Genomic DNA, 20,234 nt, shown 5'->3' with positions numbered 1-20,234 from the left:
GCAGAAAAGGACAGGCACGACCATGAGCATCCATCTCCTCCAGACGTTCGCAATGCCGGAAAGCGCGGAAAAGGCGCTCGCGGAGCGGTTCGTCGTCCACAAGCTTCATACTGCCGACGACCCCGAACGCCTGTTCGACGAGGTTGGCGCCAGCATCCGCGCGATCGCCGGCACCGGTGTCCCCAAGCCGCTCATGGACCGGCTGACGGCACTGGAGATCATCTCCAATTTCGGTGTCGGCTACGATTCCATAGACGTGCAAAGCGCCAAGGCGCGAAACATCCGGGTGACGAACACGCCCGACGTCCTGAACGACGCGGTCGCCGAACTCACCATCGGTCTCATGCTGTCGCTGGCGCGCCGTTTGCCTCAGGCGGACCGATACGTTCGCGAGAACCGTTGGCCCCTGGGCAATCTGCCGATCTTTCGCGAACTTGGCGGTTGTACGCTCGGTATCGTCGGTCTTGGCCGCATCGGCAGGGAGATCGCAACACGCGCGCAGGCCATGAAGATGCGTGTCGTCTACCACGGGCGCTCGCGCCAGCCGCGCCAGCCCTACGTTTTCTATCCGGATCTCGTGGACATGGCGGGCGACGTGGATTGGCTCGTCGCCGTCACGCCGGGTGGGTCCGGCACGGAGAAACTGGTCAGTCGCGCGGTGCTCGAAGCGCTCGGGCCCGACGGCATGTTCGTCAACGTCGCGCGGGGGTCGGTCGCAGATCAGGACGCCCTCGTCGACCTGCTGGCAAACGGCGGACTGGGTGGCGCTGCCCTGGACGTGTTCGCGGACGAGCCGCACGTGCCCGAAGCCCTTTGGGCGATGGAGAATGTCGTCCTGTCTCCGCATCAGGGTTCGGCAACCCAGGAGACCCGAGATGCGATGGGCGCGCTGGTTGTCGCCAACCTCGACGCGCATTTCTCAGGCAAGCCGCTTTTGACGCCTGTGGCGTGACAAAACCGCCCATTTTCACCACTTCTCGCGTTGACTTAACGTTAAATCTTTGTCATTTTCCCCATGCAGAACCGGTTGAGGGGATGCGCCCCACCGTCAGGCGGAGGCCGGGGAAATGGTTTCAACGCACAAATTGAAAGACGAGGACATGGCAGAAGATCTGCGAAACACCGTTGAGAGGCAGAGCCAGTACATCGCAGGCGGCACGATGTCTCTCAATCGCGCCATCAATCCATCCAAGCTCTTTGTGCGTGCCAAGGGCGCCTATCTCTACGACGTCGACGGCAAGGAATACATCGACTATCACGCCGGCTTCGCCCCCTATCTGTTCGGACACGGCGACCCGGAGGTCGACGAGGCGGTCATCGAGGCAATTCGTTCCGGCGCGTCCCTGATCGGTGCGGGAACGATGCCCTGGGAAGCCGAGATCTCCGAACTGCTCGTGGAAAGCGTTCCGGGCATCGAGCAGCTGCAGCTCACCAGCACCGGCTCGGAAGCGGTTGGATATGCGCTGCGTCTCGCCCGCGCCTCTACCGGCCGCGATGTCGTGGTGGTGATGCAGGGCGGCTACAACGGCTGCTTCGACTATGTCAGCTACAACCTGATGGACCCGGCATCCTTCGTCGAACCGCACAAGCCGGGCGAGGAATATCCGCTCAGCGTCACCACGGCCGGTGTGCCGAAGGTCATCGACGAGGTCGTCCGCGCAATCGAGTACAACGATCTCGAAGCCGCGGAGCGCGCGCTCGCCAAGGGCGACGTCGCGGCGATCATCCTCGAGCCGATCCTGCAGAATATCGGTATCGTCAAGCCACTCCCTGGCTATCTGGAAGGACTGCGGGCCCTCTGCGACAAGTACGGCACCGTCCTGATCTTCGACGAGGTGAAGACCGGCTTCCGTCACGCGCTTGGCGGCTATCAGTCGTTGTGCGGCGTGACGCCCGACCTGTGCACCTTCGGCAAGGCAGTCGCAAACGGCTATCCAATGGGCGTCATCGGCGGCAAGCGCGAGATCATGAAGCTGTGCAGCGATCCGTCGCCGGAGAAGCGTGTGGCCGTGGCAGGCACCTATAACGGCCATCCGGTGAATGTCGCGGCGGCCAAGGCCTGTCTGACCCGCCTGAAGACCCGCGAAACGGAAGTCTACGGCGAGCTGGAGCGTCTTGGCGCCCGGCTCGAGACGGGGCTCAAGCGGGTGTTCGAGACACGCAACTATGCAACGACCATCGTGCGGCAGGGCTCGGCGTTCGCCGTCTACTTCATGGATCATGCGCCGGTGAATTGGCGCGACATCGCGCTCAACCACGATGCCCAGCGCGACATCGCCTTCCGACGTGCGCTGATCGAGGAAGGCGTGTTCCAGTTCCCGGTGATCACCAAGCAGGGAAGCATCTCCCTGGCCCACACGGACGCGGATATCGACCGCACCATCGAGCTGGCCGAAAAGGTGGTCTCCACTCTCACCTGATTGGCAAACGGTTTTGAGCATGCCTGTCCTCAGGCATGCTACCGACCGCAGCGCGCACCCATAAGATCCTTGAGGAACAAAAGGCCATGAAGCTACTTCGATATGGTGACCAAGGGGCTGAAAAGCCCGGGCTGCTCGACAGTGACGGCAACATTCGCGATCTCTCCGCGCACGTTTCCGATCTGGCCGGCGCGGCACTCTTGCCGGAAAGCCTGTCGCGGATCGCCGCGCTCGATCCTGCCGCATTGCCGCTCGTTCAGTCCAATCCGCGCGTCGGCCCCTGTGTCGCGGGAACCGGCAAGTTCATCTGCATCGGCCTGAACTATTCGGACCACGCGGCGGAGACCGGCGCGACCGTCCCTCCCGAGCCGGTGATCTTCATGAAGGCGACGTCCGCGATCTGCGGGCCTAACGACGACGTCCGGATCCCGCGCGGGTCGGAAAAGACCGACTGGGAAGTCGAGCTCGGCGTCGTGATCGGCAAGACTGCGAAATACGTAAGCGAGGCCGAGGCCCTCGATCACGTTGCCGGCTACTGCCTCGTCCATGACGTGTCTGAACGCGCCTTCCAGGCCGAACGCGCGGGCCAATGGACCAAGGGCAAGTCCTGCGACACGTTCGGCCCCATCGGGCCCTGGCTCGTGACTCCCGACGAGATCGCCGACCCGCAGAATCTCGCGATGTGGCTCAACGTCAACGGCGAGAAGATGCAGGACGGCTCGTCCAACACCATGGTCTACGGCGTCGCCTTTGTGATCTCCTATCTGTCTCAGTTCATGTCGCTGCAGCCCGGCGACATCATTTCGACCGGCACGCCTCCAGGCGTCGGCATGGGCCTCAAGCCGCCGCGCTATCTGAGGGACGGAGACGTGGTCGAACTCGGCATCGAGGGCCTAGGAACACAGAAACAGCGTTTCGTCGCCGACGCGTAGAAACGGACAACTCCAAAACTCCAAACAGAAAAGGGCTCCACTCGTCTGGAGCCCTTTTTTCGTTCCAGATCGCGTCTACCGCGATCAGTCCAGCCCCAACAGGGCCAGACTGTCGCGATGGATGATTTCCTCGATCTTGTCGAGCGGCACGCGCGGCATGCGCGTGCCATCCACGATATCGTTGACGGCGCGCAAGCCCGCCATCGTCTCCGTCGGTGTGGTCACGGGGAAATCGGACCCGAACAATACCTTGTCGAGGATGCTCCACTCGGTGGCCTTTATCAGGGCTTCGTAGTGGGTGTACGGACGATAGAACAGGCCGGAAATGTCGGTGTAGACATTGGCGTGCTTGCGCACCACCACCGTCGCATCCACCGTCCAGGGATGGCCCATGTGGGCCATGATGATCTTCAGATCCGGATAGCGGCTGGCGATTTCGTCGACGGTCAGAGGATGGGCGGCCGGTATCGGCGCCGATTTCACCGCCGACGTGCCGGTGTGGAAGAGGATCGGAAGCCCGTGGCGCTCGGCATACTGGTAGACCGCCAATGCGCGGCGGTCGAGCGGGTCGTAGGCCTGGTAGTTGGCGCCCAGCTTCACGCCGCGCAGGCCGAGATCGACGCGGCTGCGCTCCATCTCGTCGAGCGCGTCGACGTCGTATGGGTGGACGCACATGAAGCCAATGAGTTCGTCCGGATAGGCGTGGACGAACGTCGCCGTGAAGTCGTTGGCCTTCTCCGCCACGTCGCCATGGTCGCGCGGGCCATTGGTACCGCCGACCCGTTCGCCGGGCTCCCAGGCAATTCCGAAGACGATGGACCTGTCCACCACCGACTGCGACTGGCGATACTCCGCCCAGGAGTAGTTCGACGGACGCGCGGCATCAGGCCGCCAGGAGGTGTTGATCGTGCGCCGGTCTTCCGGGACTGCGTTCCGATATTGCGGCGTGTGGGTGTGAACGTCGACAATCATTCCAGTGCTCTCCGTTGACGCGGCGGCGTTGGATGTCACCCGATCGGCCCCCAGGGCGATTAACGGTCGATCTCGCTGCCTCGCAGCCTGATTATGCGATAAGTTTAACGTTATATCTAGCCGAATACACGCGGGAGAGTGATGGATACGCGTACGGTCCAGGATGCGGCCGGCCACCGTGCGGGTTCCGCTTTGGCCGTTTGGGGATCGTCGTCCGGCGACAAACCCGCCCATAAGTAACCAACTGGTTGACAGACCGGCGAGCGACGGTGAAGGTACGTCTGCGTACCCATTGCCGATCAGAGAAGAAGTCTATGAGCCGTATCGCAGAAGATGTGCCCGTTGCCGAGCGCCTGGAAAATCCGGCCCTGCTTATCGTCGACATGCAGAACGATTTCGTGCGCGTCGGCGCGCCGCTCGAGGTTCCCGATGCCCGCAAGACGGTCGCGAACATCGCGCGCCTGGCGACCCGGTTCCGCGCGATCGGCGCGCCGGTGATATACACGCGCTTCCTCGCGCGGCAGGAGGAGGACCTGCTGTGGCTGTGGTCGCCGCAATGCACCGACGAGACGCGGTGCTGCTGGCGCGGGACCAGCCGACGCTATGAGGATGCGAGCGGCGAGCTAGAGTGCACCGACATCATCGCCGAACTGGCGCCCATCGGCGACGAGCCGATCATCGACAAGTACGGCTATGGGTCGTTTCACGCCACGGAGCTGGACGCCACGCTGCGCGCGCTCGGCGTGCGCTCCCTGGTCCTGACGGGCACCGTGTCGCAAATCTGCGTCGAGGAAACCGGCAGGGAAGCCTTTCACCACGGCTACCGGACCACCATGGTGGCGGATGGCGTGTCCTCCTTCGCGCCCGATCTCCAGGCCGCCACGCTGAAGAACTTCGCCATGAAGTTCGGCTGGGTCTCGACGGCCGACGACGTGCTCAAGGCGCTGCCGGCCTGACGGCGCCCGCGCGGCGCGGCCGCGGCGACCAGAACGCAAAACGGCCCGGGCGTTGCCCGGGCCGTTGCTGTTTGGTGGTTGCGTTCAGAGCGTGCAGCCGGCCTGCGGCGGCGTCGGAGCGGTATGCTTCTTGATCTCGAACTGGGCGTTGTCGGTCACCTGGGCGACATAGTTGCCCATGACGACGTGGTTCGTGTCGGCCTCGACGCGCATCATCCCGATCGGACCGTCGACCTCGACCTGGCTGATGGCCGCGACCACCTTCTCGGGATCGAGGCTGCCCGCCTTCTTGACCGCCTCGGCATACAGCATCGGCGTCTGGTAGCAGGAAATGCCGATATAGTTGATCGGCTTGTCGGCGCCGAACTTGTCGGCGAAGGTCTTGACGAACGCATTGTTGGCCGGCGTGTCGACCTGCTGGAAATAGCCCTGCGAGGCGATGATGCCGGCCTGCTCGGCCGGGCTGACCGCGCCAAGCATGACGTCGTCCCAGGCATGGAAGACAAGCGGCTGCTTCATGTCGAAGCTGCGGTACTGCTTGACCGCGGTGATGGCGTCATCGGCCACCAGCATGAAGCTGACGATGTCCGGATCGGCTTCCTTGATCTTGGCGAAGGACGGACCGAAATCGCTCATGCCGAAGGGCACGAATTCGGCGCCGACCAGCTTGCCGCCGCGTGCCTCCAGACCCGCCTTGAGCTGATCCGTGCTGCCGCGCGGCCAGCTGTAGTCGTGCCCGATGACATAGACGGATTTGCCGACATTGTCGGTCAGATATTCCGCCAGCGGATCGATCTGCTGGCTGGGAACCTGGCCGGTGTTGACGAGCAGCGGCGAGCAGTCGCCTCCCTCGTAGTAGGTCGGGTAGATGAAGAGCTTCTTGGCGCGCGAGGTGACGCTGAGCGCGGCCGTCCGCTCGAAGCTCGCCAGCGTGCCCAGCACCAGATCGACATTGTCCTTCGCAACGAGCTTGCGGGTCTTGTCGATCGTGGCCTTGGCGTTGGTCTCGTCGTCCTCGACGATGGAGACGATCTCCCGCCCGCCGATGCCGCCCGCCTTGTTCAGCTCGTCGAGCGCGATCTGATAGCACTGGAGCTGCACGGCGCCGAGGATCGCTTCGGATCCGGTGAGCGGCGCGATGAAACCGATCTTGACCTGATCGGAGGCACGCAGGATGGCAGGCTTTGCAAGGGTGCCGAGGGCAACGGCGGCGCCGATACCCTTGAGCGCCTTTCTTCTCGAAATAGGCAATCGCGACATGGTTCTCTCCTTCTGTAGCAGGCTTTCTTTGGCTCCCGTCTTCTAAAGCGCGAGATACCTCTTCAGGACCGCATCGTCCCTGAGTTCGTCGACCGGCCCCTGATGCACGATCTGGCCCTTCTCCATGACCAGGCAGCGGTGGGCGGCCTGAAGCGCAAGCTCGATGTTCTGTTCCACCAGCAGCACCGAAACGCCGGTTTCGCTCGCCAGCCGGCCGATCAGCTCGCCAATCTCATGGACGATGTTCGGCTGAACGCCCTCGGACGGCTCGTCGAGCAGCAGCATGGAGGGCCGGCTGACCATGGCGCGTGCGAGCGCGAGCTGTTGCTGCTGCCCCCCGGACAGCGCCCCGCCGGGATTGTTGATGCGCTCGCGCAACGCCGGAAACGGGGCCAGGGCCTCGGCCAGCGGCAACGGCTGACGGTCTCCCGCCGCACGCATCCCGGCGGCGATGTTCTCGCCCACCGTCAGTCGCGAGAGGATCCCGCGCCCCTGCGGCACGAGCATCATTCCGCGTCGCGCGATCTGATGCGTGCGGAGCGTGTCGACGGCCTCGCCGTCGAGTTCGATCTGCCCTTGCCGCACCGGCAACATGGCCATCAGCGAACGCAACAAGGTCGTCTTGCCGACGCCGTTGCGACCGATCAGGGCCACGACCTCGCCTTTCGCGATCGAGAACGTTACGCCCCGGATGACCGGAACCGGACCATAGCTCGCCGTAAGGTCGGTAACGTTCAGCATCTATCTGCGCCCCAGATAGACGTCGCGGACAAACTCGTCTTCCGCCACGTCCTCGAACGAGCCCTGGGAGATCAGCCTGCCCTGGTGCAGCACCATCGTGTGCACGGCCAGCGATCGCACGAACTCCATGTCATGCTCGATCACGATCACGGCGGCCGATTCCGAAATCCGGCGTATCAGCGACACCGTGCGTTGCGTTTCGTCGGGCCCCATTCCCGCCGTCGGCTCGTCGAGCAACAGCAGGCGCGGCTTGGTTGCGAGCGCCATGCCGATTTCCAGCCATTGCCGCTGCCCGTGTCCCAGCGTGCTGGCCTCGATACCGGCCAGCTCGGCCATTCCCAGCAAGGTCAGGATTTCGGCGATGGCGTGTTCGTCCTGCCGGTCGCGCTGGGCAACGCGCAGATTGTCGCCAACGGTGAGGCTCGGAAAAACGCTCGGCGCCTGGAACTTGCGGGCGACGCCGCTTCGCGCGAAGGCGTGCACCGGCCGGCCGGCGAACTCCCGGCCGTCGATCAGGATGCGGCCGGTCGACGGCCTCACGGTTCCCGTCAGCACATTGAAGAAGGTGCTCTTGCCCGCACCATTGGGCCCCACGATGCAATAGATCTGGCCCGGCGCGATGGTCAGGCTGACCCCGTCTACGGCCACGACGCCACCGAACCGGACGGAGATATCGACTGCCTCCAGGATGGGCCGGCTTTCCATGGGCCTACCTCTTGCCGCCGGCGAACATGCCGAACAGCCTGCGGATCGGTCCGAGCAGCCCGTCGGGGAAGACGAAAACCATGGCGATGAAGAAGCCGCCGAGCATCAAGGGCCAGAGGGCGTAGCTGTAGCTGCTGACTTCCTGCTGAAGCCGGATCACCACCACGGCGGCGACAACCGGACCGATCAGGCTTCCGCGACCGCCGAGCGCGACGTAGACGATCGCCTGGGTCGTCAGCAGGAGCCCGACGAGGTCCGGTGCCACGAACCCGGCAACCGATGCATAGAGCCCCCCGGCGAGCGCAGCGAGACCACCCGAGACGACGAACACCAGCAGCAGGTGCGCCGAGGTGTTGTAGCCCAGCGCCTGTGCCTTCACCTCGTTGTCCTGGATAGCGGCCAGGATGCGTCCGTACTGGCCTCGACACGCGAGCCAGATCGCCCCGAGGGCAAGAACGAGGATCGTTGCGACCAACAGATACTGGCTGAGCGAGTCGTCGGCGACCGCACTCCACGAGCCCAACGCGATGCCGGGCGGCGGAGCGCCTATCAGGCCCGCCTCGCCGCCGGTCACGCTGGCCCAGGAGGTCGCGATGTTGCGGCAGACCAAGGTCAGCGCCAGCGTGACGACGGTGAGATAGGCTCCGCGCACCCCGCCGAAGATCAGGAAGTATCCGACCATCACCGAAACGGCGAAGGCCAGCCCGATGCCGACGGCAATGCCTGCCAGGGCGCCGTTGTCGCCGGGAACCATCGGCCCGATGATTCCGACGGAATAGGCCCCAATGCCAAAGAACGCCGCCTGCCCGAATGAGAGGATGCCGGTCTTCCCCCAGAGAAAGTCCAGACTGAGCGCGAGCAGCGCGAAGATCAGCGCATCGCGCGCGATGTCCATCTGGTAGGAGGACAGGGACAGCGGGTAGAGGACGAGCGCGGCCAGCACCAGCACGCCGAAAGTGGTCAGCCCCCTCGACCCGCCGCTTGCCGCGGCAGCCGCTTGCCCTTCCGCTTTGACAGGCTCGCCGACGCTCATGCCGGCACCAGGCCGCGTGGGCGGAAGCGAACGATGATGACGGCCACGATCAACACCAGCGCCTGCGACAGCGTGCTCGGGATCTGGTAGTCGAGTACGGTGCGCAGCCCGCCGATCAGGCCACTGCCGGCGACCGCTCCGGGCAGGCTTCCCGTTCCCCCGACGATGACGACGAAGAACGACGGCGCCAGGTATTCCGCCCCCATGGTGGGAACGATCTTGCTCATCGGTGCGATCAGGGCGCCGGCGAGCGCGGCGATGGCCGACGCGCCGGCGAAAGCGATCATGAACACCCGTCGCGTATCGATGCCGAGAATTTCGGCGACTTCCCGGTTCTGGATGACGGTCCGCAGATCCAGGCCGAAGCGTGTGCGCGTCAGCAACAGCGCGGCGCACAGCGTCACAATGATCGCGGCGGCGATCAGTATCAGGCGATAGCTCGGATAGTTGACACCAAACAGGTCGAACGTGCCCTCGACCGGCGCGATCACGAGCTGCGGACTTGGCCCGAATCCCAGCAGCAGACCCTGCTGAATGATGAGGCTCACGCCCCAGGTGACGAGGATCACGCCCAGCGGCCGACCGTACAGGTAGCGGATCAATCCGCGTTCGAGCGCCAGGCCGAACAGCGCGCCGACGACGGCGGCGGCAAACACACCAAGCCAGAAATTGCCGCCGAACGCCTGCACGAGCGAAACGGTGAATGCGCCGATGGTGACGAGCTCGCCATGCGCCATGTTCAGGATGTTCATCAGCCCGAACACGATGGCGAGCCCGAGCGCCACCAGCAACAGAATGCTGGAGGTGGTCAGAATGTTGAGTATCAGCTCAGGAGTCACCGCGTGCCGCTCCCAAGGCTACGACAGTCCACATGCCCCCTCCCCGATCGTCTACAGCGCCGCGCTCACCGACTTCAGTTCGGTGTAGGCCCTGATGGCCTCGAACCCGCATTCGCGTCCCAGGCCGGACTGCTTCGCGCCGCCGAACGGCAGCGCAGAGTCGAAAGCGCTGTGCGAGTTGATCCACACGTTGCCCGCCTTGATGCGGTTCGCCATCTTGTGAGCCACGCTCAGGTTGCTGGTCCAGATGGACGCGGCCAGCCCGTAGGGTGTGTCGTTGGCGGATCTGGCGATCTGATCGAGATCGTCGTCATCGAACGACATCGCGCAGATGACCGGGCCGAAGATCTCTTCCCGGACAACCGACATCGTGTGATCGGTATTGGCGAGGATCGTCGGCTCCACGAAGTAGCCGGCATTGCCGATCCGCTTGCCGCCGGAGACGACGCTGGCGCCCGATTTGCGCCCTTCGTCAATATAATGCGAGACCCGCTGAAGCTGCTCGTCGGAGATCAATGGGCCGAGCGTGGTGCCAGGCTGCAGCGGATGGCCGGCCTTCCAGGCCGCGCCCTGCTCGGCCAGCCCTTCGAGAAGCCTGTCGTGGACCGACTTGTGGGCGTAGATACGCGTGCCGGCGGTGCAGACCTGCCCCTGGTGGTAGAAACCGGCCCCCGCGATTCCGGGAATGGTCTTTTCCATGTCCGCGTCGGGAAAGACGATGACCGGCGACTTGCCGCCCAGTTCGAGCGTAAGCCGCTTCATGGTCCCGGTTGCGGCGCGGGCAACGATCTTGCCGACTTCGGTCGACCCGGTGAACGCGATCTTGTCCACATCGGGATGGGCCGCGATCGCCGCACCGGCCGTATCGCCAAAGCCCGTCACGATATTGACGACGCCGGGCGGGAAACCGACCTCTTCAATGATCTCGGCAAGTCGGATGCTCGACAACGGGGTCTGTTCGGCCGGCTTGATGACCACGGTACAGCCGGTGGCGAGCGCCGGCGCCAGCTTGTAGGACAGGAGCACCTGCGGGAAATTCCACGGCAGGATCAGACCCGCGACGCCGACCGGCTGACGCAGCGTATAGGCCAGCACGTCGCCACCGCTGGTCACCTGGATCTGCTCGCCATTCAGCTTGCTCGCCCAGCCGGCCATGTAGTGATAGGTCGCGTAGACTTGGGTCATGTCGCCATGGCGGGCGAAGGCGAGCGGCTTGCCGCCGTCGATCGCCTCGATTTCCGCCAGCTCGTCGGCCAGCTCCTCGATCCGCATGGCAAGACGCGTGATCAGCTTGCCGCGCTCGATGGGGTTCATGGACGGCCAGGGACCGCTCTCGAAAGCCTTGCGCGCGGCGGCCACCGCCAGATCGACATCGGCCGCATCACCTTCGGCGACGGTTGCCAACGTCAGGCCGGTGGCCGGATCCTCCACGGTGGTCGTCTTGCCGGAAACCGAGTCGACCCATTCGCCACCGATGTAGTGCTTGTGTCGCCGCGAAAGGAACTCGGAGACGACCGGGCTAATCAGGGACGGAACGTTGGAAAGATCCATTTCTATCTACCTTTGGGTTTGATCAGCAGCAGCCGTGCGCGCCCGACAGCGTCGATCGGCACCATCCTCGGAAAAATCGTATTGCAAGCTTCCGGATTAATCAACCAACCAGTTATTTGGTAATATCCGAATACCATTTGCGGGCGGAAGACGTGCTGGCTTCAGGCCAGCCAGCGATCCAGGTTGGCCGCGACGAAATCATCGTCGGCAAGATCCGTGTGCAGCCGGTACACGCGGTCGATCTCCGCGTCCTGCCCGGCGCCCAGGGTCTCTTCGGGGTCGAGACACCAGATGCCCTCGAGCAGCCCCTGCCGGCGCAGCACTTCATGGCAGCCGGCAATGCAGCCCTTGAAGTTGTTGGCGACGTCGAAGAACGCTGAATTGCAATCGGTGACGCGGGCGTCGAGCGCCAGCAAATCGGCGTCCAGCGCCCCGGAGGCGACAGCCGACCTGATACGGGCATGCAGATCGACCGCCGACTTCGTCCACACCGACCAGTGGCCGAGCAGCCCGCCGCGGAACCGCATGATGACGTCCTCGTCCCCCCGCCGGATGGCAAACGGCAGCGCGAGATCGAGGACAATATGGTCGTCGTTTCCAGTGTAGAGCGTGACGCGCTCCTCGGCGCCGGCGTCCACTACGCCGCGCAGGACCTCGAGAGTCGAATAGCGATTGAACGGCGCGACCTTGATCGCCACGACGTTATCGATCTCGCTGAAACGGCGCCAGAAATCCGCGTTGAGCGGCAGCCCCCCCACCGCTGGCTGGAGATAGAATCCGATGAGCGGGATCTCCTGCGCCACCTGCCGGCAATGTTCTATCAGTTCGTCGGCGGACAGCCCCTTCATCGCCGCCAGGCTGAGCAGGCCGGCATGATAGCCAAGGCCGGCGGCAACGCGCGCTTCCGCGACGGCCTGGCTGGTCTTGCCGGCAAGCCCGGCGACCATGACAAGCGGACGCGCCGTCCAGTCGCGGGCCGTCTCCATGGCAAGCGACAGAACCGGCTCGTAGAGCCCGGCTTCGCGGATCTCGAACTGGGTCGTATGCACACCGACGGCCAGACCGCCCGCGCCGGCGTCGACGTAGTAGCGCGTGAGCGCCCGCTGACGACGCGGATCCAGCTTGCGCGCGGAATCGAGCGCCAGCGGATGCGCCGGAATGACCGTACCCGCGGTTAGCGCGCCCATCACCTCTGTCGGCAGATCCGAACGATGCAATCCCATATTCCGCCCCTGCTTTCAGCGCCTGCGCCCGCACCGACACCGGCCGCGAACGGCGGCATCAAGCCGGGCGACAGACCGCACGTCCGTCGTTACGCCATCTATCGACAGCTATTGGAAATGACGGCGGAAAAATTGTCAACCAACTAGTTAGTTTTTACGTAGTGCGGCCAGAGCGAACTCGATGACGTGCTTGCGACGAAGCGCAATCGCCTCCGGCGCATTCAGCGTCTTACCGAAAATGGCGGACAGGGTGGGATTGTTGGAAAAGTAGAAATAGGAGATGCCGGCAATCGAGATGTAGACATTGATGGGATCCATATCGTCGCGGAAGACGCCCGTCTTGGCGCCCCGCACCAACGTCTCGCGCAGCAGCTCGACGAGTGGCCAGTGCATCTCCGTCAGCTCCTTGGACTGCGCCGCGTGCGGAGCACCCTGGGCGTTCTCGTCGCTGACCAGCTTTATGAACTCGGGATGCTCGGCCAGGTAATCGAAGGAATAGCCGACGAGCGTACGCATCGCCTCGACGGGCGACAGGTTGCCGAGGTCCAGCGCCCGTTCCTTCTCGCGGATTTCCGAATAGACCGTTTCCAGCGCGATCCGGTAGAGGTCGTCCTTGTTGCCGAAATGGTGATAGAGCAGTTGCTTGTTGACGCCCGCCCGGTTGGCGATTTCGTCGACGCGGGCGCCCGCGAAGCCCTTCTCCGCGAATTCGCTGATCGCCGTGGACAGCAAGGCCGCACGGGTGGCCGCGGCATCGCGCGGCCGCGACTGCCGCGCCTGCTTCGGCTGCTTCGGCCGGCGCACCGCCGCCGCCTTGCTGACGCGTCGTCTCACAGCCTCACGGCTAATGTCTTCGCTCATCTCAGACCCATTCCTGATTGTACCAGACTACCGCTGCCTCGCCCGCCACTTCAATCACAGCGCGAGGATGCCGAAATGCGCACGCCCGACTACGTAGGGCACGCATCTACGCCCCTGCATTCGCCTGCCCTCTGCCGATCAGCTCCGCGGCCCTGCCGCGACGTGGAACGTCACCCCCGCCAAAGCCATCACGATGGCCATCGCTTGTTGACCGGCAATCGCAGTCCGTGATAACCAACCATATAGTTACTTATGCGATCGCAGGCAATGCACCCGATACGACTCGTCGCCTCTGTATACTACACGCTGCCGCCGATTGTCTGGGCGCTCCTGGCCGCGATCTCCTTCGGGGCGCTGACTAATCAGCAGTTCCGTACTGCCGACAACGTTATGAACATCCTCGAGCAGTCGGCGACGCTGGCCTTCCTGGCGATCGGTCAGGCCTTTGTCATTGCCGGCGGGCTGATCGACCTGTCGGTGGGCCAACTCGTCGGTCTGGTCACCGTCATCGCCGCCATGTCTTTCGAGGCCTTCCCGGGTTGGGGCGCCGCCATCATTGGCGGGTGCCTCGTGTTCGGCGCCGCGATCGGATTGATCAACGGAGAACTGATCAACCGCCTCAGGATGCCGCCCCTGATCCTGACGTTCGGGACACTCAGCGTGCTGCAGGGCTGCATTTTCATGCTGACAGACCGCAGCGTAGGCACCACGATTCCCGCGATCGACTTCCTCGCCCACGGCCGCGTGCTCGGCATTCCCGCCTCCACACTGCTGGTCCTGATCGTGGCCGCCGTGGCGTTCTACGCGCTGCAGCGGTCCGTCTTCGGCTGGCATCTGCTTGCGATGGGAAACAACGCGTCGTCTTCCAGAAAAGCCGGCCTGAGCATCCACGGCCTGACGCGCGCCGCCTATGCGATTTCCGGCCTGTGCGCCGCGATCGCCGCACTGGTGCTTGCCGGCCGGCTCGGCACCGGCTTTCCCAACGCCGGCAGCGGCCTCGAACTCGATGCGATCGTCGCCGTCGTGCTTGGCGGCACGCCACTCAAGGGGGGACGGGTCAACGTGCTTGCGATCGTCTGCGCGGTTCTTTTTCTGGGAACGGTCAACAACCTTCTGAACCTCTATCAGGTCCCGGCATTCACGCAGATCCTGGTCAAGGGTGTCATCGTCATTCTGGCCATCCTGTCGGATCGCCCCAGATGGGCAACGAGCGCCGGATGAACGCGAAAGTCGAGCGCAGCCCGCTGGCGGCCAGCCTGCCCTCCCTCGATAAGGCGGCGGTCTGGATCGTCCTGATCACACTGCTTGTCGCCGCCGGCATGGTCTCGGACGCGTTCTTCAAACTGAACTACCTGGGGAACCTCATGCGCCAGGCGACCCCGATCGGCATTACCGCCATCGGCGTCACCTTCGTCATGCTGATGCGCGGAGTCGACCTGTCGGTCGGCGCGACCGTGTCGATGAGCGCCGTCGTCTGCGCCCTCGTCATGGACGGCAAGGCCGAGAACCTCTGGATTGCGCTCGTCGCCACCTGCGCAGCCGGCGCGGCCGTCGGCCTGGCGAACGGCCTGCTCATCACCTACGGACGCGTCTCCTCCTTCATCCTGACGCTCGGCATGTCGATCGTCGTCTACGGCCTCGTCCAGATGGGCACCGGCGGCACGGCACGAGGTGTCACCTCGCCAGGCTTTCGCGAAGCGCTGAACGGGCGCATCGGCAACGTCCTGCCGGTGCTGGTGATCTGCTTCGTGGTCGCCGTGCTGATCGGAATTTTCATACAGTCGCGAACCCGTTTCGGCCGCAACGTGTATCTGGTCGGCGCCAATCCCGAGGCGGCACGGCTCGCCGGCATTCCGGCTAATCGCACGACCGTGATCGCCTACTGCATCTCGGGCCTGTTCGCGGCGCTTGGCGGCATCGCCCTGCTGGCGCGCACGGGGGTGTCTGGCACCAATCCGGGCATGGGGATGGAGTTCGACGTGCTGGCGGCCGTGATCCTTGGCGGCACGACCTTCGCCGGCGGCCGCGGCGGCGTCGGAAGCACCTTCGCCGGCGTCCTTGTTCTCTTCATCGCACTGAACCTGGCCAATATGGCCGGCCTCCCCTTCGCCGCCCAGCTGACGATCAAGGGACTGATCATCATCGCAGCGTCTGCCGCCCATTCCTGGATCGGCCGGCGCGGCGGTGGACGCATAGACGAATAAACAAGATTCAACAGGGAGTACTGCACATGAGAAGCCTATCAAGACGACTGGCGACGTTAGCGGTCATGCTCGTCGCCGCCACGCTGACGATCCCGGCGATGGCACAGGAACTCGACCTGACCAAGAAGTCGACCTACGACCAGATTATGTCCTGGGCCAACGAGCCGCTGGACACCGCCCCCTACAAGAAGGACGGCGACCTGAAGATCGGTATTTCGGCCGGCTATCTGAGCAATGCGTGGATCAACTTCACCGCCCAGATGATCAAGTACGAGGCATCGCTTCATCCCGAGATCACCGAACTCAAGATTACCGACGCGGGCTTCAATCCGACCAAGCAGGCCGCCGATATCGAAGACCTGCTGACCAGCGGCGTCGACGCCATCCTGTTCTGGCCGGTGGACGAGAAGGCCATCCTTCCGGTCCTGAAGAAGGCCCACGACCAGGGCGTCGTGACCATCAACATCGGCTACAACTTCATGCGTGACCCCGCGGTCACCTCGAACGCCTATGTCAACCAGTGGGGCTACACCGAACAGGTGGTCGACAACTTCATCGAGTCGCTCGACGGCAAGGGCAAGATTTTCGCCATGCTGCCGATCGCCGGTTCGTCGGCCGCCGTCGTTCAGCTCGCCGTGCTCGAGGAAAAGCTGAAGGACTATCCCGACATCGAACTGCTCAGCGCGGAATACGGCGACTGGGACCGTGCCAAGGCCAAGCAGCTCACGGAGAACCTGCTGCAGCGGTTCCCCGAAATCGACGGCGCGTTTTCCCCGGCAGGCCAGATGTCCATGGGCATCTACGAGGCATTCGACGAAGCCGGCCGTCTCGAGGAGCTGACGCTTTCTCCCGGCGACGACTACAACGGCTGGGTCAAGCTGGTCGCCAAGGAAGGCAAGTGGGGATCGGTGACGAGCGGCCTGGATGTCGGCCGTGCCGCGGTGAAACAGGCGGTATCCATCCTGACGGGCGCGCCGACGACGACGGCCACGGTCGTTCCGACCCGCTATCTGTCGCCGGAAGTGGCCTCCAAGCTCCATGAGTCGGACAAGCCCGACGACTGGTTCAAGACCGACCTGCCGACCGAATTTCTGCCGCAATAAGGGTTAGATCGTTCATGGCCTTGCTGCAGACGCGTGCACTGACCCGGCGGTTTCCCGGCGTCCTCGCCCTCGACGGCGTCGATTTCTCCGCCGAGGCCGGCGAAGTGCACGCCGTCTGCGGCGCCAACGGCGCCGGCAAGTCGACCCTCATGAACATCCTGTCCGGCACGATTCCAGCGACGTCGGGGGACGTCCTGCTCGATGGCGTGCCGGTCGAATTTTCCTCGCCCGCCGACGCGCGCAGCGCCGGCATCTCGATCGTCTATCAGGAGTTCAGTTCGATCGCCGAACTGACGGTCGCCGACAACATCTTCCTCGGCCACGAGTTCCGCAAGTCGTTCGGCATCGTCGATCGCGCACGCGCTTCGCAGGAGGCGAAGGCGCTGCTCGCGCGCTACGATATCGACCTCGATCCGGACGCCGTCGTCGGTCGCCTCGGGGTGGCGGACAGCCAGCTTGTCGAACTCGCCAGGGCCCTGGCCAGCGACGCCCGGGTTCTGATCCTCGACGAGCCGACCGCGGTCCTCTCCATTTCCGAACAGGCCAAGCTCTTCAACGTCATCCGCACGCTCAAGGCGCGTGGCCTGCTGGTTCTCTACATCTCGCACCGACTCGAGGAAATCTTCGAGATCGCCGACACGGTCAGCGTCATGCGCGACGGCCGGCACGTGACCACACGCGACAAAGCCGATCTCGATCAGAAGCAGCTCGTCGAGCTGATGACGGGGCACGAGGCTCTGGCTCCTCTTTCACCGCCGGAGCCCAAGGAAGGCGGCGACGTCGTCCTGTCCATGCGCGGGCTGACGAGCGATGGCAGCGACATCGACCTCCGCGAAGGCGAGATCCTCGGTCTGGCCGGGCTCGTCGGGGCCGGCCGCACCTCGATCGCGCGTCGCCTGGCGGGGCTTTTGCCGCGTACCGGCTTCACCGCCGAAATGGATGGCGCGCCGCTGGCAGACAACGCGGCCGCCGTGTTGAAGGCGGGGCTCGTCTACCTGACCGAAGATCGCAAGACCGACGGCATCTTCGGGCCGCTTCCCATTCCGACGAACGCGACGGCCGCCGCGCTCGATCGGTATTCATCGGCCGGTATTCTCTCGCTGCGGCGCGAGCGGAAGGACGCAGCCGCCATCCTGAAGCGGCTGCGCCTGGTGGCCGGGTCGCTCGACGTCTCCATCGCCTCGCTCAGCGGCGGCAATCAGCAGAAGGTGCTGTTTTCACGCGCACTGCTGGCAAAACCCAAGGTCCTGATCTGCGACGAGCCGACGCGCGGTGTCGATGTCGCGGCCCGCGAGGATATCTACCAGCTGCTTCGCGATCTGGCCGGCGACGGCGTCGCCATCATCGTGATCTCATCCGAACTTGGGGAGGTCCTGGCGCTCAGCCATCGCATCGCCATCGTGCGCCACGGCGAAGTGCAGGCGATGATGAACAACGATGGTTTGAGCGAGCATGCGCTGGTCGCCGCCGCGACGGGCACCGAAGCCGCTTAGGCGGCGGGGGAGCCGCTTGGCGCCCCGGTCGGCGGCAGCCGGATCCGGCGGCCTTCAGCCGAATTCGGGACCGATCGCGACCATCAGCGCGGACGGCTGACCGGGAAGCGCGTCGCGGTCGAGTATCATGCGCTCGAACGTCCGGAACGCTTGGAATCCGTGCGCCTCCAGAACCGGTGCGAGCGCCGCTCCGGCATCGAGCAGGTCGACGATTACCGGTCCCTCGGCGATTGCAATCGCCTGCTCCAGGAGCGCCTTGCCGGCGTCCGCGCTGCCGGCGACCAGAGGACCGATCTGCATCGCCTTGCGGCCGCGACGCACGATCGCGAAATCGTCGTCGGCGCCCACGACGAAAGATCCGTCGCGGTCCAGGAAGGGCTCAAGCAGGATTCCTCGGTCGCCTCCGAAGACGACGCGGTCGCGCTCGAGGAGCCGTTGCCGCAGCCCGGGCGTCACCGGCGTCGCGCCCCCCTTGCCCTGCCCCTGCCCGCGCCAGCGCGCCATGGCGCACTGCGTCACGAAGCCGAGCTGACCGTAGACATGCGCGCCCTCCGGCGTGGCATCGAGCAGCGAGGCGACGCCCCGCGCCCTCAGAGCGGCAATGCAGCGGTTCATCAGATGGGAGGCCAGGCCGCGGCGGCGCCAGTCGGCCGTCACGAGAACCATGGAAATCCAGCCGATGCCACCATCGAACGGCAGGATGGCGGCGGAGGCCACCAGGCGATCGCCGGTACGCACGCCATAGGCTTCGCCGCTCTCCATGAATATCCGCCAATCGTCCGCGGTCTGGTTCCAGCCGGCTTCGTCGGAGAGCGCCAAGGCGCCGGCCATGTCATCCGGCGACAGGACGATCTCGCGGAGACCGTCAGTAAGCGCCACTGCGCACCTCGTATTTGGTCGGCTTGCCCAGGCTGCGACGATCGGAGGCGACCCAGTCGGCCACCCAGTCCAGCATCGACATCAACGACACATGCGGATAGCCGAAGAGCTGGACCGCGCGGGCGGTATTGGTGACCCACGAAAAGTCCGCTTCCTCACCAACGAAACTCGGCTCCGTGCCCATGCGCCGTCCCAGTTCCTGGGCGAGCCAGCGCACGGAGATGATCTCGGGGCCGCTGACGTTGAGCGGCACCGCCGGCGACTGGCAATGCAGCAGGCAGCGCAGCGCCTGGGCGCAGGCATCGCCCTGCCAGATCAGATTGACATGCCCCATCGAGACGTCGATCGGCTCGCCGTTGCGGATCTTCTGGGCGATATCGTGGATCACGCCATAGCGCAGATCGATCGCGTAGTTCAGGCGGTAAATCAGGCAAGGCGTGCCGTTAAGCCCGGAGTAGTATTCGAACATGCGTTCGCGGCCGAGACAGGTGATGGCATATTCTCCAGGCGGATTGGGCGCGACATCCTCGGTGCTGCCCCCCTCCTTCACATTGGCGAACGGGTAAACGCAGCCCGTCGAGAAGACGACGATGCGCGAACCGGGAAAAGCTTCCGCGACAAAGGTCGGAACCTGAACGTTCATCGCCCAGGTCATGCCCGGGTCGCTGTCGGCGCCGAACTTGAAGCCGGCCATGAAGATCACGTTCTCCAGCTTCGGAAGCGCCTGGACGGCCTCACGATCGAGCAGGTCGCAAACGACCGGCTCGACGCCGTAACCGGCGAGTTCGTCCATCAGGCCCGGGGAGGAGAAACGGGCGACGGCGACGACCCTCTTGTTCGGAGCGGCGCGCTTGGCCATGCGCGCGACCGTCGGCCCCATCTTGCCGCCGGCGCCAAGGATGAGGATGTCACCCTCGAGTTTGGCGAGATCCTCGATCAGCTCCGGCGTCGGAGTGGACATGAAGTCGTCGAGAGAGGCCTCATCTGCGAAACCGCTGGGCAAACTCGGCATGTTCATTTTCTGATCAGTCTCCGTAACAACCGTCGACGCGCCGCCGCTCA

General features: G+C 64.5%; 19 protein-coding genes. 8 read left to right on the top strand and 11 right to left on the bottom strand.

The features are described 5' to 3' along the window. Positions 1-22 precede the first annotated feature (22 nt). From ACSF9G_RS09365 to ACSF9G_RS09355, 3 genes are all read left to right on the top strand, one after another. Positions 23-952 carry a 2-hydroxyacid dehydrogenase gene (locus tag ACSF9G_RS09365; RefSeq protein ID WP_436640831.1) on the top strand — a complete coding sequence of 310 codons (930 nt, stop codon included), beginning with the start codon at positions 23-25 and terminating at the stop codon, positions 950-952. A gap of 148 nt (positions 953-1,100) precedes the next feature. Beyond that, on the top strand, positions 1,101-2,420 hold the full coding sequence (locus tag ACSF9G_RS09360) for an aspartate aminotransferase family protein (protein WP_436640829.1): 1,320 nt from the start codon (positions 1,101-1,103) through the stop codon (positions 2,418-2,420). A gap of 86 nt (positions 2,421-2,506) precedes the next feature. Then, entirely contained in the window at positions 2,507-3,352 is an 846-nt protein-coding gene (locus tag ACSF9G_RS09355; protein ID WP_436640827.1) for a fumarylacetoacetate hydrolase family protein, read from the top strand. An 84-nt stretch (positions 3,353-3,436) separates the two neighbouring features. Here ACSF9G_RS09355 and ACSF9G_RS09350 read toward each other — a convergent pair whose 3' ends face one another. Beyond that, positions 3,437-4,324, bottom strand: coding sequence for an amidohydrolase family protein (locus ACSF9G_RS09350; RefSeq protein WP_436640826.1), 888 nt, complete (start codon positions 4,322-4,324; stop codon positions 3,437-3,439). A 314-nt stretch (positions 4,325-4,638) separates the two neighbouring features. On the opposite strand from ACSF9G_RS09350, the gene ACSF9G_RS09345 reads away from it, so the two are divergent. Then, positions 4,639-5,280, top strand: a complete 642-nt coding sequence (locus ACSF9G_RS09345) for a cysteine hydrolase family protein (RefSeq protein ID WP_436640825.1) — start codon at positions 4,639-4,641, stop codon at positions 5,278-5,280. Positions 5,281-5,364: 84 nt separating this feature from the next. Here the strand turns inward: ACSF9G_RS09345 and ACSF9G_RS09340 are convergent, their stop codons facing one another. The 8 genes from ACSF9G_RS09340 to ACSF9G_RS09305 all read right to left on the bottom strand — a co-directional run bounded on the left by ACSF9G_RS09340 (position 5,365) and on the right by ACSF9G_RS09305 (position 13,493). Next, entirely contained in the window at positions 5,365-6,540 is a 1,176-nt protein-coding gene (locus ACSF9G_RS09340; protein ID WP_436640823.1) for a substrate-binding protein, read from the bottom strand. Between the two features lie 42 nt (positions 6,541-6,582). Further along, entirely contained in the window at positions 6,583-7,281 is a 699-nt protein-coding gene (locus ACSF9G_RS09335; RefSeq protein WP_436640821.1) for an ABC transporter ATP-binding protein, read from the bottom strand. Further along, on the bottom strand, positions 7,282-7,986 hold the full coding sequence (locus ACSF9G_RS09330; RefSeq protein WP_436640819.1) for an ATP-binding cassette domain-containing protein: 705 nt from the start codon (positions 7,984-7,986) through the stop codon (positions 7,282-7,284). Between the two features lie 4 nt (positions 7,987-7,990). Then, on the bottom strand, positions 7,991-9,019 hold the full coding sequence (locus ACSF9G_RS09325) for a branched-chain amino acid ABC transporter permease (RefSeq protein ID WP_436640817.1): 1,029 nt from the start codon (positions 9,017-9,019) through the stop codon (positions 7,991-7,993). Beyond that, entirely contained in the window at positions 9,016-9,858 is an 843-nt protein-coding gene (locus ACSF9G_RS09320) for a branched-chain amino acid ABC transporter permease (RefSeq protein ID WP_436640815.1), read from the bottom strand. The genes ACSF9G_RS09325 and ACSF9G_RS09320 overlap by 4 nt, the downstream gene beginning before the upstream one ends. 51 nt (positions 9,859-9,909) lie before the next feature. After that, on the bottom strand, positions 9,910-11,409 hold the full coding sequence (locus ACSF9G_RS09315; protein WP_436640813.1) for an aldehyde dehydrogenase family protein: 1,500 nt from the start codon (positions 11,407-11,409) through the stop codon (positions 9,910-9,912). Between the two features lie 161 nt (positions 11,410-11,570). After that, complete coding sequence (locus ACSF9G_RS09310; protein WP_436640811.1) at positions 11,571-12,632, bottom strand: dihydrodipicolinate synthase family protein; 1,062 nt, start codon at positions 12,630-12,632, stop codon at positions 11,571-11,573. A 147-nt stretch (positions 12,633-12,779) separates the two neighbouring features. Continuing rightward, positions 12,780-13,493 (bottom strand): TetR/AcrR family transcriptional regulator, encoded by a 714-nt coding sequence (locus ACSF9G_RS09305; protein ID WP_436640809.1) that lies wholly within the window; start codon positions 13,491-13,493, stop codon positions 12,780-12,782. Positions 13,494-13,760: 267 nt separating this feature from the next. On the opposite strand from ACSF9G_RS09305, the gene ACSF9G_RS09300 reads away from it, so the two are divergent. The 4 genes from ACSF9G_RS09300 to ACSF9G_RS09285 are packed head-to-tail and all read left to right on the top strand — an operon-like array spanning position 13,761 to position 18,293. Continuing rightward, positions 13,761-14,714 (top strand): ABC transporter permease, encoded by a 954-nt coding sequence (locus ACSF9G_RS09300; RefSeq protein ID WP_436640807.1) that lies wholly within the window; start codon positions 13,761-13,763, stop codon positions 14,712-14,714. Then, positions 14,711-15,697, top strand: a complete 987-nt coding sequence (locus ACSF9G_RS09295; protein WP_436640805.1) for an ABC transporter permease — start codon at positions 14,711-14,713, stop codon at positions 15,695-15,697. Before ACSF9G_RS09300 ends, ACSF9G_RS09295 begins: the two co-directional genes overlap by 4 nt. Before the next feature lie 26 nt (positions 15,698-15,723). Next, entirely contained in the window at positions 15,724-16,800 is a 1,077-nt protein-coding gene (locus ACSF9G_RS09290; protein WP_436640803.1) for a substrate-binding domain-containing protein, read from the top strand. Between the two features lie 14 nt (positions 16,801-16,814). Continuing rightward, positions 16,815-18,293 (top strand): sugar ABC transporter ATP-binding protein, encoded by a 1,479-nt coding sequence (locus ACSF9G_RS09285; protein WP_436640801.1) that lies wholly within the window; start codon positions 16,815-16,817, stop codon positions 18,291-18,293. 54 nt (positions 18,294-18,347) lie between these two features. Here ACSF9G_RS09285 and ACSF9G_RS09280 read toward each other — a convergent pair whose 3' ends face one another. Continuing rightward, positions 18,348-19,172, bottom strand: coding sequence for a GNAT family N-acetyltransferase (locus tag ACSF9G_RS09280; RefSeq protein ID WP_436640799.1), 825 nt, complete (start codon positions 19,170-19,172; stop codon positions 18,348-18,350). Further along, complete coding sequence (locus ACSF9G_RS09275; protein WP_436640798.1) at positions 19,159-20,184, bottom strand: NAD-dependent epimerase/dehydratase family protein; 1,026 nt, start codon at positions 20,182-20,184, stop codon at positions 19,159-19,161. The genes ACSF9G_RS09280 and ACSF9G_RS09275 overlap by 14 nt, the downstream gene beginning before the upstream one ends. Positions 20,185-20,234 lie beyond the last annotated feature (50 nt).

Origin of the sequence: Microbaculum mangrovi, from assembly GCF_051390635.1 — a bacterium.
Lineage (GTDB): Bacteria > Pseudomonadota > Alphaproteobacteria > Rhizobiales > Tepidamorphaceae > Microbaculum.
Note: the sequence above shows the minus strand (reverse complement) of the source record. Positions and strands in the feature narration are given on the sequence as shown.

What these genes read in the sequence shown, in the direction of transcription:
- ACSF9G_RS09365 (WP_436640831.1), top strand. Translation starts at nt 23, where the DNA reads ATGAGCATCCATCTCCTCCAGACGTTCGCAATGCCGGAAAGCGCGGAA.
- ACSF9G_RS09360 (WP_436640829.1), top strand. Translation starts at nt 1,101, where the DNA reads ATGGCAGAAGATCTGCGAAACACCGTTGAGAGGCAGAGCCAGTACATC.
- ACSF9G_RS09355 (WP_436640827.1), top strand. Translation starts at nt 2,507, where the DNA reads ATGAAGCTACTTCGATATGGTGACCAAGGGGCTGAAAAGCCCGGGCTG.
- ACSF9G_RS09350 (WP_436640826.1), bottom strand. Translation starts at nt 4,324, where the DNA reads ATGATTGTCGACGTTCACACCCACACGCCGCAATATCGGAACGCAGTC.
- ACSF9G_RS09345 (WP_436640825.1), top strand. Translation starts at nt 4,639, where the DNA reads ATGAGCCGTATCGCAGAAGATGTGCCCGTTGCCGAGCGCCTGGAAAAT.
- ACSF9G_RS09340 (WP_436640823.1), bottom strand. Translation starts at nt 6,540, where the DNA reads ATGTCGCGATTGCCTATTTCGAGAAGAAAGGCGCTCAAGGGTATCGGC.
- ACSF9G_RS09335 (WP_436640821.1), bottom strand. Translation starts at nt 7,281, where the DNA reads ATGCTGAACGTTACCGACCTTACGGCGAGCTATGGTCCGGTTCCGGTC.
- ACSF9G_RS09330 (WP_436640819.1), bottom strand. Translation starts at nt 7,986, where the DNA reads ATGGAAAGCCGGCCCATCCTGGAGGCAGTCGATATCTCCGTCCGGTTC.
- ACSF9G_RS09325 (WP_436640817.1), bottom strand. Translation starts at nt 9,019, where the DNA reads ATGAGCGTCGGCGAGCCTGTCAAAGCGGAAGGGCAAGCGGCTGCCGCG.
- ACSF9G_RS09315 (WP_436640813.1), bottom strand. Translation starts at nt 11,409, where the DNA reads ATGGATCTTTCCAACGTTCCGTCCCTGATTAGCCCGGTCGTCTCCGAG.
- ACSF9G_RS09310 (WP_436640811.1), bottom strand. Translation starts at nt 12,632, where the DNA reads ATGGGATTGCATCGTTCGGATCTGCCGACAGAGGTGATGGGCGCGCTA.
- ACSF9G_RS09305 (WP_436640809.1), bottom strand. Translation starts at nt 13,493, where the DNA reads ATGAGCGAAGACATTAGCCGTGAGGCTGTGAGACGACGCGTCAGCAAG.
- ACSF9G_RS09300 (WP_436640807.1), top strand. Translation starts at nt 13,761, where the DNA reads ATGCACCCGATACGACTCGTCGCCTCTGTATACTACACGCTGCCGCCG.
- ACSF9G_RS09295 (WP_436640805.1), top strand. Translation starts at nt 14,711, where the DNA reads ATGAACGCGAAAGTCGAGCGCAGCCCGCTGGCGGCCAGCCTGCCCTCC.
- ACSF9G_RS09290 (WP_436640803.1), top strand. Translation starts at nt 15,724, where the DNA reads ATGAGAAGCCTATCAAGACGACTGGCGACGTTAGCGGTCATGCTCGTC.
- ACSF9G_RS09285 (WP_436640801.1), top strand. Translation starts at nt 16,815, where the DNA reads ATGGCCTTGCTGCAGACGCGTGCACTGACCCGGCGGTTTCCCGGCGTC.
- ACSF9G_RS09275 (WP_436640798.1), bottom strand. Translation starts at nt 20,184, where the DNA reads ATGCCGAGTTTGCCCAGCGGTTTCGCAGATGAGGCCTCTCTCGACGAC.